General features: G+C 50.9%; 15 protein-coding genes and 1 pseudogene. 10 read left to right on the forward strand and 6 right to left on the reverse strand.

The features are described from left to right. Positions 1-109: 109 nt before the first annotated feature. A complete protein-coding gene (locus ABLW18_RS06795; protein WP_347824079.1) occupies positions 110-700 on the forward strand; it encodes a hypothetical protein in 591 nt (196 codons plus the stop codon). A 166-nt stretch (positions 701-866) separates the two neighbouring features. On the opposite strand, the gene ABLW18_RS06800 is transcribed toward ABLW18_RS06795, so the two are convergent. Further along, positions 867-1985 carry a serine/threonine protein kinase gene (locus ABLW18_RS06800; protein WP_347824080.1) on the reverse strand — a complete coding sequence of 373 codons (1119 nt, stop codon included), beginning with the start codon at positions 1983-1985 and terminating at the stop codon, positions 867-869. Between the two features lie 187 nt (positions 1986-2172). On the opposite strand from ABLW18_RS06800, the gene ABLW18_RS06805 reads away from it, so the two are divergent. From ABLW18_RS06805 to ABLW18_RS06830, 6 genes are all read left to right on the forward strand, one after another. Continuing rightward, positions 2173-2787 carry a ribonuclease D gene (locus ABLW18_RS06805; RefSeq protein ID WP_347824081.1) on the forward strand — a complete coding sequence of 205 codons (615 nt, stop codon included), beginning with the start codon at positions 2173-2175 and terminating at the stop codon, positions 2785-2787. 26 nt (positions 2788-2813) lie between these two features. Then, positions 2814-3422, forward strand: a complete 609-nt coding sequence (lptC, locus tag ABLW18_RS06810; RefSeq protein WP_347824082.1) for an LPS export ABC transporter periplasmic protein LptC — start codon at positions 2814-2816, stop codon at positions 3420-3422. Positions 3423-3430: 8 nt separating this feature from the next. Continuing rightward, the gene (locus ABLW18_RS06815) at positions 3431-3919 is read left to right on the forward strand and encodes an LptA/OstA family protein (protein WP_347824083.1); all 489 of its coding nucleotides are present in this window, start codon (positions 3431-3433) and stop codon (positions 3917-3919) included. Continuing rightward, entirely contained in the window at positions 3919-4677 is a 759-nt protein-coding gene (lptB, locus tag ABLW18_RS06820) for an LPS export ABC transporter ATP-binding protein (protein ID WP_347824084.1), read from the forward strand. The genes ABLW18_RS06815 and lptB overlap by 1 nt, the downstream gene beginning before the upstream one ends. A gap of 192 nt (positions 4678-4869) precedes the next feature. Then, positions 4870-5436: a ribosome-associated translation inhibitor RaiA gene (gene raiA / locus ABLW18_RS06825; protein ID WP_347824085.1), complete on the forward strand. Its 567-nt coding sequence runs from the start codon at positions 4870-4872 to the stop codon at positions 5434-5436. A 24-nt stretch (positions 5437-5460) separates the two neighbouring features. Beyond that, positions 5461-5925 carry a PTS sugar transporter subunit IIA gene (locus ABLW18_RS06830; RefSeq protein ID WP_347824086.1) on the forward strand — a complete coding sequence of 155 codons (465 nt, stop codon included), beginning with the start codon at positions 5461-5463 and terminating at the stop codon, positions 5923-5925. Here the strand turns inward: ABLW18_RS06830 and ABLW18_RS06835 are convergent. The 3 genes and pseudogenes from ABLW18_RS06835 to cysQ form a co-directional block, all read right to left on the reverse strand. Next, the gene (locus ABLW18_RS06835) at positions 5922-6125 is read right to left on the reverse strand and encodes a hypothetical protein (protein WP_347824087.1); all 204 of its coding nucleotides are present in this window, start codon (positions 6123-6125) and stop codon (positions 5922-5924) included. The genes ABLW18_RS06830 and ABLW18_RS06835 overlap by 4 nt on opposite strands. Positions 6126-6320: 195 nt before the next feature. Beyond that, positions 6321-6551, reverse strand: a pseudogene (locus tag ABLW18_RS06840) (sugar phosphate nucleotidyltransferase); the annotation flags it as partial. A 187-nt stretch (positions 6552-6738) separates the two neighbouring features. Next, entirely contained in the window at positions 6739-7536 is a 798-nt protein-coding gene (cysQ, locus tag ABLW18_RS06845; protein WP_347824088.1) for a 3'(2'),5'-bisphosphate nucleotidase CysQ, read from the reverse strand. A gap of 111 nt (positions 7537-7647) precedes the next feature. Here cysQ and ABLW18_RS06850 point away from each other — a divergent pair, with 111 nt between their 5' ends. Then, entirely contained in the window at positions 7648-8475 is an 828-nt protein-coding gene (locus ABLW18_RS06850; protein ID WP_347824089.1) for an ABC transporter permease, read from the forward strand. Positions 8476-8480: 5 nt separating this feature from the next. On the opposite strand, the gene ABLW18_RS06855 is transcribed toward ABLW18_RS06850, so the two are convergent. After that, complete coding sequence (locus ABLW18_RS06855) at positions 8481-9068, reverse strand: alpha-ketoglutarate-dependent dioxygenase AlkB (RefSeq protein WP_347824358.1); 588 nt, start codon at positions 9066-9068, stop codon at positions 8481-8483. A gap of 206 nt (positions 9069-9274) precedes the next feature. Here ABLW18_RS06855 and dnaK point away from each other — a divergent pair, with 206 nt between their 5' ends. Together dnaK and dnaJ are read left to right on the forward strand one after the other, a co-directional pair. Beyond that, positions 9275-11182 (forward strand): molecular chaperone DnaK, encoded by a 1908-nt coding sequence (gene dnaK / locus ABLW18_RS06860; RefSeq protein ID WP_347824090.1) that lies wholly within the window; start codon positions 9275-9277, stop codon positions 11180-11182. Positions 11183-11257: 75 nt separating this feature from the next. Further along, positions 11258-12406: a molecular chaperone DnaJ gene (gene dnaJ, locus ABLW18_RS06865; RefSeq protein ID WP_347824091.1), complete on the forward strand. Its 1149-nt coding sequence runs from the start codon at positions 11258-11260 to the stop codon at positions 12404-12406. A gap of 40 nt (positions 12407-12446) precedes the next feature. Here dnaJ and ABLW18_RS06870 read toward each other — a convergent pair whose 3' ends face one another. Continuing rightward, positions 12447-13946, reverse strand: coding sequence for a phosphate ABC transporter substrate-binding/OmpA family protein (locus ABLW18_RS06870; RefSeq protein ID WP_347824092.1), 1500 nt, complete (start codon positions 13944-13946; stop codon positions 12447-12449). Between the last annotated feature and the right edge of the window lie 301 nt (positions 13947-14247).

Here is a 14247-nt window from a genome sequence, read left to right on the forward strand (position 1 = left end):
GGTTCTATTGTCTATGGGATTCAAGATTTGTGCCGCCATAACATTGCGTTGCTCTCTCGACAATAGGGCAGGGCGCAAGTTAACCTATCGCGAAAAAGGGCAGGCACTTATGAAACAACCCCGCGCATGGCAAAGGATGCTCTCTGGTCGTCGGCTGGATTTGCTGGATCCGACACCGGTTGATATTGAGGTGGAAGATATCGCTCATGGGTTGGCCTTTGTGGCGCGCTGGAACGGCCAAACCGTTGGTAATTTTGCCTATTCTGTGGCGGAACACTCTTTGTTGGTTGAACAGATTTTTTTGTGCCTTCATCCTAAGGCCTCGCCTGCGCATCGATTAACCGCGCTTCTGCACGATGCGCCAGAATATGTTATTGGAGATATGATCTCTCCTGTAAAGGCATCGGTCGGACCAGGATATGATGATCTCGACAAACGGTTGACCGCTGCCATTCATATCCGTTTTGGACTGCCGGCCGTCACGGCCTCGACATTAAAAAAGCAGATTAAAAAAGCTGACAAGATTAGTGCATGGTTGGAAGCCACCCAGCTGGCAGGGTTTTCGCGGGCGGAAGCGGATCGGCTGTTCGGCAGGGTGGACGCCAATCTTGCTGGCAGCTTAACCCTCCATTTGCGCCCCCCTCTGGAGGTGCGGCAAGACTTTACGGCGAAACATGCAGAGCTTCTGGCGCGGATGTGATCACCGACGTTGCCAATGTACATTGAGGCATAATGTATCGGTGCTGCCTTCAAAGCAGGGCAGGGCTTTTGTGAGCTGGGTGCAACTGAAAATACGACTGTTTCACCAAAAAGGCCTTCCCCAAAATGGAAAAGGGCCTATCGAGTTGTGCGCTTAAAGAGCCGGTTCAGACCTTTGTAAAGTAGTCCTCACAGACGCCTTCGCGGTAAACATCTGCAGTACAACAATGCAGCCCGCCGCCAAAGGCATAGGCATCTCGTAGGTCGACCTCGACCACTTCCATGCCCAGCTTGTCCATTTGTTCCGCCTGATAGACCTCAGATTTTTCGACACAAACAGTTTTTGGGTCTAGGACGAGAACATTCATGCTCAGCCATGTGGAGGAATAGCATAGAGGTGGCGGTGCATTATGGGCCGGTTGGGCGGAATCGACAATCTGCCAATCGTTCTTTTGGAACATCTCGCGCTGGTCATCAGGCAGGCGGCGCTGTGGATTGTTCAAGATGAGCCCGGGCCGCAAGGGGGTGAATGTTGCGTCAATGTGAATGGGGTAGGGGTCACCTGGGAAATTCACCGCATGCACCCTATGTTCTGGGAAGTGGCGGCGCAGCCACTCGATTCCTTTAAGGTTGGTGGTAAACCCATGTTGAACCACCAAATCGCGGCCAAACCGGAGAACATCGGCGGCGTCGAACAATGGCTCCTCCTCGGTGGTGACAAAGAATTTCTCAGCCGTCCATTTTAGCCGTTTCTCAACACCAATTTTTTCAGATAGGTAATCGGGATGATAATCCGCATCCGTCAACCGAGGCTTGGGCGCAGATTCATGACGAAAATTCGGGTCTTCTTCAAAATACTTTTGCATCAAGGGGCGGTAGTTCAAGTACTCAAACCAGCGACAGCGATAAGACATGGTTGCTTCGAGCATTTCGGATCCGACGGTCAGCAAGACGTCGCGCGGCGGCATGCAGCCAAATTGGCTCTGGGTTGAGAAATCTGGCGTCTGCACTGGCACAGAGTGATCAATTGATGTGGGACGATCCACACGAATGCCACGTTTTTCCAACTGACTGGCGAAATTATCGAGCAACTCATTGGCGCGATCAATCGTTTCTTGTGGCCTGCGTCCCCATTGGCCACGCATATCGCTATCTTCTGGTACCTTAGCGTCTAGAGCGGGCTCTTCCGCTGGAATATGGCAATCGTCCGCCCGGCCAACTATGACATGGCGCAGCGGGTCCCATTCATTCCAGCTATTAACAATTGTCTTTCCAGTGTTGCGCATTTTCAGGCTCCTGATCGTGTGATGGCATGAATTGGTAAACTGCAGATAAATCGTTTTTTAGGCAGTGGCTATATCAAAGCGAAGGGCGAAGGGTGACGCGCGACGTTTCGGGGTCTATATTGAATTGACAGCAAGGCTCTAGAGGGGCAGGCAGGCGATAGGACCGGCTCAAATACAAGGGATCACAATGACGAATCATGTTTATAAAGGCGATTTGCCGGAAGGCTTGGATCTAGGCCAAATTGTGGCCATTGATTGTGAGACTATGGGGCTGAACCCTAAGCGCGACCGTCTTTGTGTGGTGCAGCTGTCCAGCGGTGATGGCCATGCGCATTTGGTGCAAGTGGCTAAGGGGCAAACTTCGGCGCCTAATCTATGCCGGATGCTGGAAGATCCCAGTGTTCTCAAACTATTTCACTTTGGCCGATTTGATATCGCAGCCATGAAGGAGGCTTTTGGGGCTTTGACTGCGCCGGTCTATTGCACAAAGATTGCCAGTCGCATGACCCGAACTTACACGGATCGGCATGGGTTGAAAAACCTGCTGCAAGAATTGCTCAGCGTGGATATTTCCAAACAACAGCAGTCTTCCGATTGGGGCGTGGCGCATTTGTCTAAGGCGCAAGTGGAATATGCAGCGTCCGATGTGCTTTACCTGCATGAATTGCATGAGCGGCTGAATGAGATGCTGATCCGTGAGGGGCGCATGGAGTTGGCGCAATCTTGCTTTGACTTTTTACCCACGCGGGCAGAGCTAGATCTCGCAGGTTGGCCAGACAGCGATATCTTTGCCCATTCTTAGGCTGAGATTCGATAGCGGAGAGACCTATGCATTTTTCCTTCGACGACGGTTATTCGGCGCTTGTAGCATGGCTTAAAACCCTGTTGCCCATCGTTGCGCTGGGCCTGTTGTCGACGATTTTTCTGTTTTCTGGAAAAGTGGACGTGACCCAATCCTTGCCCTATGCCGAACATAACGTTGCTGAAATTATCCGCGAACAGCGTATTACACAGCCGTATTTCACCGGCATCGCCAGCAATGGCATAGAAATTGCCCTCTCTGCGGCCTATGCCTCACCGCAGGTTGAAAATGCAAAAATTCTTGAGATCACCGATCTATCTGTCGTGCTCAGATCCACCAATGACCATAGTGTCCAAGTTACCGCGGGGCGGGGCGCTTTGGACTCGGCAACGCAAACCGCGCAGATCTCAAAGAATGTTCATATTGCAGCGCTGCCAGATTTTTGGCTGACAACCGAGGTCTTGGACATGAATCTCAAGCAGGGTGTGGCGTCTGCCAAAGGTGGATTTCAGGGGGTGACCGCCGTGGGCGCGATCACTGCGGGGGAAATGCATCTGCAAATGGCCGCCGACGATCAGCAAATCGTTTTCATAAATGATGTGCGGCTGGTATACTCTCCAAAACTTATTGATTGAGGTTATCCGTGCGCCACATTTTGCTGCTCATTACATTTCTGCTCTCGACAGCTTGCGGGGCCTTTGCCGTTTCGGCGCAAACCGCCCTGTCCTTGGATGGGTTTCAAAGTGATCCAGAGGCTTCTGTTGAAATTTTGGCCGACAGGCTCACGGTCAGCCAAACAAATGGCGCCGCGCGGTTTGAGGGCAATGTTGTGATTGCTCAGGGGGATATGCGCCTATCCGCAGATCTTGTGGATGTCACCTATCTGGAGGCTGGCGGGATCGCGCGGCTGTCTGCCAGCGGAAGTGTTCTTTTGGTGTCACCGACGGAGTCAGCCCAAGCGGACAGCGCGAATTATGATCTTACCGGGCGCGAATTGCGGATGCGAGGTGCTGTTTTGCTCAACCAGGGCCCTGTAAGCCTATCCGCCGATCTTCTGACAATTGATCTTGATACGGGGGGCGCCGTGATGGAGGGTCGCGTGCGTACTGTGCTGCCAAGTGGATCCAAATAATGCCGTATCCGCAGTTTGAAATTTCAGATGGCAAGGGTGGCCTCAAAATAGAGTCGCTGCGAAAGAGCTACCGTAAACGGTTGGTCATCAGTGACGTGAGCATGCATTTGCACCGTGGTGAAGTTGTGGCGCTTTTGGGGCCAAATGGCTCGGGCAAAACCACCTGTTTTTATTCCATCGCTGGGCTGGTCACGCCCGAGGGGGGGCGGGTGAGCATTGATGGCCGCGATGTCACGCGCCTGCCCATGTATCGGCGGGCCCGGTTTGGCATTGGGTATCTACCGCAAGAAATATCGATTTTTCGCGGCATGAATGTTGAGGACAATATTCGCGCAGTCCTGGAATTGAGCGTGAAAGACCGAGATCGACGCTCAGAGCGCTTGGAAGAATTGCTCAATGAATTTTCTATTGAACATCTGCGTCGGTCCCCAGCGCTTGCGCTGTCAGGCGGTCAACGCCGACGGGTTGAAATTGCGAGATGCTTGGCGGCAAACCCAAAATATTTGCTGTTAGATGAGCCTTTTGCCGGGGTAGATCCAATCGCGGTTGGGGAAATTCGCAATTTGGTATCAGATCTGAAAAAGCGCGGTCTTGGGGTGTTGATCACCGATCATAATGTCCGAGAAACGCTCGATATCGTCGATCGCGCATATATTCTGCATGACGGCGTGGTTCTGCGCAGCGGCACTGCGAAAGAAATCGTTGAGGACGAAAATGTTCGGCGTGTTTATCTGGGCGAAAATTTCAGATTGAGCTAATTTTCAATTTTGAGTTGACAATTGCCCTGGATATTTGGCCAAATAGAGTTGTGACATGTTGTCATAATATTCAGCCAATTCAAACAAACTGCTCGCTGCAGCTTGCGACCATGTATGGGATCGTGAGGCGTGATTGATATGGCCCAACGCGCCCCTGGCTGGTCATATTGAGGCTGACAAAAAGGAGACCAAATGCTATATCAAATTTCCGGAAAACAAATCGACATTGGCGCTGCACTTCAGGCTCATGTAAAATCTGTTGTGGACGCCATAGCCTCAAAATACGCAGAGCGACCAACGGATGCGTCGGTTATATTCTCGCGCAGCTCCAATGAATTTGTCTGTGAGGTCAGTGTACATTTGTCGACCGGGTTAACGGCGCAAGCCAAAGCGCATGATCATGAAATATATGCCGCTTTTGACTCTGCTGCTGACAAAATGGAGAAACAATTACGCAGATATAAGCGCAGATTGAAAGATCATCATAAAGAACGCGCGCAGCCCGTTGAATTCTCGGAAGCATCCTCGTATATCCTCGCTCAACAGGACGATTCGACCGATAACGAACCGGAAAGTCTGCAACCTCTAATTGTGGCGGAGATGGAACAAAAAATCCAATCCCTGTCTGTAGGAGAGGCCGTTATGCAGATGGAACTCGCGGGGGCGCCGGTTCTCGTCTTTAAAAACGAAGGTCATAATGGAGTGAATGTTGTATACCGCCGTGACGATGGCAATATTGGATGGGTCGACCCGACTTAAGCTAAAATACAACTAGGATTATTAATGGATCTACTTGAAATTATTCATCCCGACGCCGTGCGTTGCGCGCAATCTGTGGGCAGCAAAAAACGTTTGTTCCACGACCTCTCCACCATGGCAGCGCAGGTCTATGATATGGATTGTGATGGAGTGGTCGCGGCCCTGCTGGAGCGCGAAAATTTGGGTCCAACTGGCGTAGGGCGCGGTGTCGCCCTGCCCCATGCACGTCTTGAAAATCTTGATCGCATAGTGGGCTGTTTTATTAAATTGGATCGACCGATTGATTTTGGCGCCGTAGACCGTCAGCCGGTCGATTTGGTGTTTGCCCTCTTTGCCCCGTTGAATAGCGGTGTGGAGCATCTGAAGGCTTTGGCCCTGGTCTCGCGGACGCTGCGTGATTCTGATGTTTGCATGAAACTGCGCAACAACGAGAGCGCCAGCACCTTGCTCGCGATCTTGCAGGAAGGCCCAAGCTCGGTCGCGGCCTAAAACTCTAATGGTTTAAAGCCAAAATTGGAATAATCCGCAGCATAGTCCTCGCGGGTCAAAGCCTCGAGCTCCGTAACATAGATTTCCGAGAGCGCCGGGCTTTGCGGCAGGGGTGCGGTAGGCGGGTTTTGCCAGGTTAGCCCCGCCTGCTGGGTTAATAGTTCCAAATCCTCTTCCAAAGTGTCTGCGCGCACGATCATATGTGGCGCTGCGAATTTGCAAAAACTTGGATAATTTGTGTTTGACTGGCCCAGGCGCCATCAACCCGCAACGCGGTTTGACCAACTAAATTGAATTTCAGAAATTTCAGGAATTCGTCGAAGCATAGGCGAGTTTGCGTGGGTGATAAGGGTGGATCATCTGGGTGCTCGGGAAGAGGGAGGTTATGCACGGGATCGCTCGAGTTCTGGGGCTTCATCAAAATAATCTTTTAAAGCACCTTTGCCGCGTGAGGTCACAAAAATGAATTCTTTGATCCCGGCCGCTCTCGCTTCATCAATCGCATATTGCACGAGTGGTCGATCCACTAACCTCATAACTTCTTTTGGTATGGATTTTGTTGCAGGCAAAAACCGCCTGCCGTGGCCGGCGGCTGGGAAAATAGCTTTGGTAACTTTATGTTTCATTTTTTCTAAATATTTTTCTACTATGGTCGAGCCGCCCGAAATTTTGGCGAAAGATTAAAATTATCTAAGAAAACTATATATACGTTTCTAAATTGTCTCGCTTTCCGTAGGATCAACACCCTAGGGTTGTGTAAACTTTTATCTTTTGAATCTCGTGGCTTCTGCACATGTGGTCTTTGTTTTGAGCTCATGGTTTTTGTAAGGTTATCCCCTTGGCAAAGGCAATAAAATATGGGTTTTCATAGCCATGCTTGCCGTAGGTCATAGGCGTCAGGTCATCAAGCCGCACAACACCGCCGCCGGCCCCGTTCAAAACGGCATGCCCAGCTGCTGTGTCCCATTCCATGGTGCGGCCTGCGCGTGGGTAAAGATCAGCTTCACCGGTTGCGATTAGGCAAAACTTGAGTGACGAACCCGCGCTTTTTAAGTCGGATACTGGGTATTTTGCAATATAGGCATCTGTTGCTGGGTCTCTGTGTGATTTCGAGGCGACAACGCGCAAACCATCAGGGTTCGGAACGGCCACGGAGATATTTTGGCAGGTGCCGATTTTTTCCAACTCGAATGGGCCAGTTTCCTCACGAGATTGCCCTTGGGCATCTGTATAAAACAACCTGTGTTTTGCAGGGGCATAGACGATGCCCCGAATGGGGGTGCCGTCGACCACATAGGCAATATTTACTGTAAAATCTCCGCGGCGATGGACAAACTCCTTTGTGCCATCCAAAGGATCGACGATAAAAAACTCCGTGCCTTTTAAAGAATGGCTGTCCGCTTGCTCCTCTGTGATTAAGGCGACATCTGGAAAGGCGGCCTGCAAACCATCGGAAATAATCGCATCCGCAGCTTCATCGGCGGCGGTCACCGGGCTGGAATCTGATTTGGTTTTGACCTCAAAATCTGGGCCATTATAAATCTCCATGATCGCGCAGCCCGCTTCAAGGGCAAGCCTGCGCATGACCTGTTGTAATGCGGTAAAATCCAAAACTTAAACGTTCCTTGCCCGATTGTTGAATTAATTCATATTTTCTTGTAACTTACGGCGCATTCGTCAAAGTTGCAATTCGACTTTTTTTATATTTTTGAAAAACTACAAATGTTTGCTAAACCTCGCCATACACGCTCCGATATATCGGGAACCCTTACTTTTTTCGAGCAGGTCTATTTTGGCACAGTGCGCAGCATGGGCAAATCCAGTGGCTGGAACGCTGTGCTCGGATTGATTGGGTCCATGGCTCAGACGGTTGTGTTTGTTATGGCCTTCTATTTTATGTTTCAGCTGATGGGGGTCAGGACGTCGCCAATCAAGGGCGATTATATGCTCTATATTATTTCAGACATCGCCATGTTCATGACAAATAATACAGCTGTGCAATCTGTGTCCAAGGCGGAAGGGCCGACCTCTGGCATGATGCAACATGCGCCAATGAATACGATGATTGCTGTATGTTCGGCAGCGCTGCAAAGTCTATATCAACAAACCATTACCATCGGAACAATCCTTCTAATTTACCATCTTGCTTTCAACCCAGTGGATATTTTTAACTCAATAGGCTTGGTCGGTGTGTTTTTGCTTTGCTGGTTTACTGGCGTGGCCATTGGTATGGTGTTTTTGGCCTTAACGCCCTGGCACCAGCCACTCGTTAATATTCTTTTGATGGTCTATCGCCGAGTGAATATGCTGGCATCAGGGAAAATATTCGTTGCCAATACATTACTATCTTTCATGTTGGTCATGTTCGACTGGAACCCTTTGTTTCACTGCGTGGACCAAGTGCGCGGTATGATGTTCATCAATTATTCACCGATGCACTCCAATTTATCTTATTCATTGAAGGTGGCTTTGGTTGTTGTGGTCCAGGGTCTTATGGGCGAATTTTTTACCCGAAAACGTGCCTCTATGAGCTGGGGATCGACTCGATAAGGACGTCAACGCACCACGCGCAGAGTGATATTGAGCCGTCCCCCCTCTTTTAGAAGAGATGAGCTGCCGAATTTGATCCGGTCAATGCCGTGATAGTTGAGCCTTGCGGGACCGCCCATCACCGCAACATCGCCGGACTGTAGCCAAATTGATTCCGTTTTGTCGCCGCGCTCGGTGCCGCCCACGCGAAACAGGGCATCATCCCCCAAAGATATGGACACAACGGGCCAATCAAAATTGGCTTCATCCCGATCTTGATGCAGCCCCATGCGCGCGCCTTCGCCATAGAAATTGATCAAGCAGCATTCTGGGTCTGGAACCTCTCCTGCGACTGCCCGCCAGATGGCCATGATCGAGTCTGGAATTGCTGGCCAATTCACGCCAGACGGGTGGTGCTTTTCATATCGATATCCACGCTGATCTGAAAACCAGCCAAAGTCACCAGCGGCCGTTAGTCGTACAGACATCGGTTTCCCAGATTTTGTTTTTGGCGAAAAAACGGGTGCTTGAGCGGCCACCGCTCGTAGCTCCTCGACTAGCCGTAATTGATCGCTTGAGGGTAAAAATTCTTTAAAAACAGATATTCCCCCCACACTTAGGGTGTGGCTTGGTGTGGTTTGCCTATTTAACTTTATGAAATCCAAATTTCATTGCCTCCAAGTGGTTGCAGGGGGTGTTTGACACACCTATATAGCGCGATGAGCTGGTAGTTTAGATGAACTGCTGAATTAATTGGGGCACAGGCGCCGTACTGCGGGCCGAAAGCCTCGGTGTCGCCAGAGCGAAGGGATGCTAAGAAATGGCTAAAGTCATTGGAATTGACCTTGGAACAACAAACAGCTGCTTGTCGATCATGGACGGATCGCAACCGCGGGTAATTGAAAATGCAGAGGGCGCACGAACCACGCCGTCAATTGTTGCCTTTACCGAAAATGAGCGCCTTGTGGGCCAACCTGCAAAACGCCAGGCTGTTACCAACCCAGAAAACACGGTCTTTGGCGTAAAGCGCTTGGTTGGCCGTCGGTATGACGATGCTCATCTGAAAAAAGATAGAAAAAACCTTCCTTTCAAGGTCTTTAGTGGTAGCAATGGGGACGCTTGGGTTGAAGCACAGGGCGATCAATTCTCCCCGTCTCAAATTTCGGCATTCATTTTGCAAAAAATGAAAGAAACAGCCGAGAGCTATCTTGGCGAAGATGTTTCACAAGCGGTCATCACCGTGCCGGCCTATTTCAATGATGCGCAGCGCCAAGCGACGAAAGATGCAGGCAAGATTGCTGGCCTTGAAGTTCTGCGCATTATAAACGAGCCAACGGCTGCGGCCCTAGCCTATGGTTTGGACAAAAAAGAATCGCAAATCATTGCCGTCTATGACCTTGGCGGTGGGACATTCGATGTCACCATCTTGGAAATCGACGACGGCCTGTTTGAAGTCAAATCTACCAATGGAGATACCTTCCTTGGCGGGGAAGACTTTGACATGCGTATCGTTAACTACCTTGCGGAAGAATTCCAAAAGGAAAATGGCGTTGATCTGACCAAAGATAAAATGGCTTTGCAGCGCTTAAAAGAAGCGGCGGAAAAGGCAAAAATTGAATTGTCCTCTTCCAGCCAAACAGAAATTAATCAGCCATTCATCTCAATGGACGGGGCATCTGGTCAGCCTTTGCACCTGGTCGTGAAACTTACACGGGCCAAATTGGAAAGCTTGGTGGGCGATCTCATCAAAGCGTCTTTGAAGCCCTGTCAAGCAGCGCTGAAAGACGCCGGCCTGTCTACGAGCGATATCGACGAAATCGTTTTGGTTGGTGGGATGACCCGCATGCCAAAAGTGATTGAGGAAGTGACCAAATTCTTTGGCAAAGAGCCAAACAAAGGCGTGAATCCTGATGAAGTTGTTGCCATGGGCGCGGCCATTCAAGCCGGTGTTTTGCAAGGTGATGTGAAAGACGTTGTTTTGCTCGACGTCACACCTTTGTCCTTGGGTATCGAAACTTTGGGCGGTGTGTTCACACGCTTAATCGACCGCAACACCACCATCCCAACCAAGAAATCACAAGTGTTCTCCACTGCAGAAGACAATCAAAACGCAGTGACCATTCGTGTGTTCCAGGGTGAGCGGGAAATGGCAGCTGACAATAAGATCCTTGGTCAGTTCAATCTGGAAAGCATTCCACCCGCGCCGCGCGGTATGCCGCAAATTGAGGTGACATTCGACATTGATGCCAATGGGATCGTATCGGTTGGTGCGACGGACAAGGGCACCGGCAAGGAGCAAAAAATCACCATCCAAGCTTCGGGTGGTCTGTCAGATACAGATATCGAGGCTATGGTTAAAGATGCGGAAGCCAACGCGGATGCAGATAAAGACCGCCGCGAGCTCGTGGAAGCTAAGAACCAGGCGGAAAGCCTGATTCATTCCACTGAAAAAGCGATGGAAGAGCACAACGACAAGGTCGACCCAACTACAATCGAAGCGATTGAATTGGCTATGGCGGCATTGCGCGATGATCTGGAATCAGAAGATGCGGGTAAAATCAAAGCTGGCATCCAAAACGTAACTGAGGCGGCGATGAAGCTTGGGGAAGCGATTTATAAAGCCAGCCAAGAAGCCGAAGCTAATGGCGATGTTGACGATGGTCCTGTTGCGGATGATGACATCTTGGATGCAGATTTCGAAGATCTGGACGGCGACAAACGCACCTAACGCCAAGTAAGGATCAGTCTAAACCGGCCAGCGATTTTGTCGGCCGGTTTTTCCGTTCCAGAGGGGATAGTTTAGATGTCAAAACGCGATTACTACGAAACGCTCGGGATCTCGAAAGGGGCCACGGCGGAGGAAATTAAAAAAGCCTATCGTCGCAAGGCGAAGGAGCTTCATCCAGATCGCAACGCAGATAATCCAGCCTCTGAGGATCTCTTCAAAGAGGCGAATGAGGCTTATGAAGTTCTCAAAGACAGCAATAAAAAGGCCGCCTACGATCGTTACGGTCATGCGGCGTTCGAAGACGGCATGGGCGGCGGCGGTGGTGGCCGGCCTGGCGGACAAGGAGATTTCTCTAGTGCCTTTTCCGATGTCTTCGACGATCTTTTTGGCGATTTCATGGGTGGACGTGGTGGCGGTGGCCGGCAACGTGCGGCGCGTGGTGCGGACTTGCGTTATAATATGCGCGTTACCCTCGAAGAGGCGTTTGGCGGGTTACAAAAAACCATTAATGTGCCAACGGCTGTGTCCTGTGCAAATTGTTCGGGGACAGGCGCGGCTTCTGGTAGCGAACCAGCGACCTGTGGCACCTGCTCGGGCATGGGTAAAGTACGCGCGCAACAAGGATTTTTCACTGTTGAGCGTACCTGCCCCAGCTGTTCTGGCGCAGGACAGGTGATCAAAAACCCATGCTCGAGCTGCCATGGCGCTGGGCGGGTTGAAAAAGACCGGGCGCTGTCCGTCAATATCCCAGCGGGTGTCGAAACTGGCACGCGCATTCGCCTGTCGGGCGAAGGCGAGGCGGGTGCACGCGGAGGACCTCAAGGTGATCTTTATATTTTCATTGAGGTGGCAGATCACCAGATTTTTGAGCGCGAGGGCAACAATCTGTTTTGCAACGTACCCGTGTCGATGACCTCTGCTGCATTGGGCGGCGATATCGAAGTGCCTAATATCGACGGGGGCCGCAGCCGGGTTAAGATCCCAAGTGGTAGCCAATCCGGCCGGCAAATGCGGTTGCGTTCTAAGGGCATGCCCTCTGTGCGTGGCGGTGGCGTGGGCGACATGTTCATTGAGCTACAGGTAGAAACGCCAGTAAATTTGACAGCGCGTCAAAAAGAAATTCTGAAAGAGTTTGAAGCGCTCTCAAGTGACAACAGCCCCGAGAGCCAAGGCTTTTTTAAAAAGGTCAAACGGTTTTGGGATGGGGTTAAGGGTCAAGAATAAAGTGCAAAGCCTAGCGTTTGATAAGAGTAGCGCTGGGCTTTTATTTGACCCAAATCTCAACCCGGCGGTTTTGATTTTGACCCCAGGCGGTATCATTGCAGGCCAGTGGCAAGCCCTCCCCTAATCCGAGAACCTCAAACTCGTCACTGAGCTGGGCATCATCTAGCAGTGTGGCGATGGTGGCGCGCACAGCGCGGGCGCGGTCGAGAGAAATTTGCACATTGCCATCCGCACTTCCTTGGCTGTCGCTGAAACCAACAAACAAGATCTTGCGACCTTCAAAATATCCATTCACAAACAATCGTTTGAGGAACTGGAAGTTGGATTGCGAGCCAGCGTCCATGATCTGCGTACCCTCTAAAAAGCGGAAGGTGAGAGACATTCGCTCATAGCCATTCAGGTTGAGCACAGCTTGGCGCAAGTCCTCAGTGCGCATGTCCATATCCGTGTTTAAAATTGCATTAATCAAGAGGCCGGATTGCCCATGAATCTCGGTCTTTTCGGGGCTGCGGCTGGTGAAACCCAGCCTCTGCACCGCGTCTTGCGCCTCTGGCGTCAGCAAAAAGGCCCAAAAGGCGCGGGTGAAGTTTTGCATCTTCTTGGGTGCGGCGATCAGGTAGATCGGCGTTTGCAAAGGATGCGCGTGGGTTTGGACTTCGGCGGGCATCGCCTGTGGACCGCATCCCACGCTCACTTGGACCAATGTGTCCTGTGTCACCTGATCGGTGCTTACCGTTAAGCGACCGGGGGTGTGTACGCCCTTGGGCGGCATCGGCCGGATGTCATCAACAACTCTCAAGAGTTGCTTGAGCGCCAAAGTTTGATCCTCTTGTCCTGTGAGAATGGCTGGGTACTGCCTGCCTGCGGCAAGTGGCCAAAGCCTGGGCTTCTCACCTAACATCGCTACCAATTGGCTCATGGTGATGATCCTGTTGGGATTGCTGGGCTGGGAATATAAATACAGATCTTGCCACCCTACAACCAGAGAGTTTTGCGGATGGTCCAAGGCACCGAACATATCTTTTTTGAGGGCAGCTTGCTCTTCTGGCGTCGCGTCGCGCAGCATCAACGCAAAATGAGCCTGGTCATTTAAAATATCTAAAATCGCATCCCCGCTATTGCGATCAGACAGCGTAAAAACCGCATGTGCCTCGTCATTATTTGGATCAAATAAGGTGATTTGGCCCGCCAATTCTTGAGACAGCTGATAGGTATAGCCCTGATGTTCTGCAAAGGATTGAATAAGCGGCAGGAGCAGCGCGGAATTCAATGAACCGTCACCCGAGAATGTGACGTTTTCGGGTGATGCTCTCAAGGTGGGACAGGTCGCCCCTCGGCAGACCACCATTTCAGCCGCTAAGGTTAATGGCCCAAACTCGGATTGAATTTGATAGATTTCCCCATCGAATGAGGTCAGCGTGCCAGAAACTGAAAAAGAACCATCGCGCAAAACCAGCTCGACGGGATCCGCGAACGCCGTGCCGATGCTCCCGAAAAAGCAGGCCGCAGCCCATAGCCCTATGCTCAAAATACGATGCAAATGAGGTCAACCCAAGCAACTTTAAGGTCTCACTGTCGTGGTTTTCACTGATTCTATCAACAAAATAATAGCTTGAGCACTGACTTCTTGATCAAAATTCCGAGTGCATCAGTTTAAGCGAAGGCCACCTGCGCAATAGGGCGCATCCGCTCTAGAATTTTTTGTTTGGCTTTGGAGCGATCATTGCGTCGCTGTGGGACACTGACGAAGGAGCCCAAAATTTTTGTATAGGACAAAAACTGAACACTTGGATCATCGGGGCCTACAAGCCTATAGCCACCGAAAAAAGGCCTCTATGGCA

The organism is uncultured Planktomarina sp. (assembly GCA_943788425.1).
Classification (GTDB): domain Bacteria; phylum Pseudomonadota; class Alphaproteobacteria; order Rhodobacterales; family Rhodobacteraceae; genus Planktomarina.

What these genes read in the sequence shown, in the direction of transcription:
- dnaK (WP_347824090.1), top strand. Translation starts at nt 9,275, where the DNA reads ATGGCTAAAGTCATTGGAATTGACCTTGGAACAACAAACAGCTGCTTG.
- ABLW18_RS06800 (WP_347824080.1), bottom strand. Translation starts at nt 1,985, where the DNA reads ATGCGCAACACTGGAAAGACAATTGTTAATAGCTGGAATGAATGGGAC.
- ABLW18_RS06805 (WP_347824081.1), top strand. Translation starts at nt 2,173, where the DNA reads ATGACGAATCATGTTTATAAAGGCGATTTGCCGGAAGGCTTGGATCTA.
- raiA (WP_347824085.1), top strand. Translation starts at nt 4,870, where the DNA reads ATGCTATATCAAATTTCCGGAAAACAAATCGACATTGGCGCTGCACTT.
- ABLW18_RS06830 (WP_347824086.1), top strand. Translation starts at nt 5,461, where the DNA reads ATGGATCTACTTGAAATTATTCATCCCGACGCCGTGCGTTGCGCGCAA.
- lptB (WP_347824084.1), top strand. Translation starts at nt 3,919, where the DNA reads ATGCCGTATCCGCAGTTTGAAATTTCAGATGGCAAGGGTGGCCTCAAA.
- ABLW18_RS06795 (WP_347824079.1), top strand. Translation starts at nt 110, where the DNA reads ATGAAACAACCCCGCGCATGGCAAAGGATGCTCTCTGGTCGTCGGCTG.
- ABLW18_RS06835 (WP_347824087.1), bottom strand. Translation starts at nt 6,125, where the DNA reads ATGATCGTGCGCGCAGACACTTTGGAAGAGGATTTGGAACTATTAACC.
- dnaJ (WP_347824091.1), top strand. Translation starts at nt 11,258, where the DNA reads ATGTCAAAACGCGATTACTACGAAACGCTCGGGATCTCGAAAGGGGCC.
- lptC (WP_347824082.1), top strand. Translation starts at nt 2,814, where the DNA reads ATGCATTTTTCCTTCGACGACGGTTATTCGGCGCTTGTAGCATGGCTT.
- ABLW18_RS06850 (WP_347824089.1), top strand. Translation starts at nt 7,648, where the DNA reads ATGTTTGCTAAACCTCGCCATACACGCTCCGATATATCGGGAACCCTT.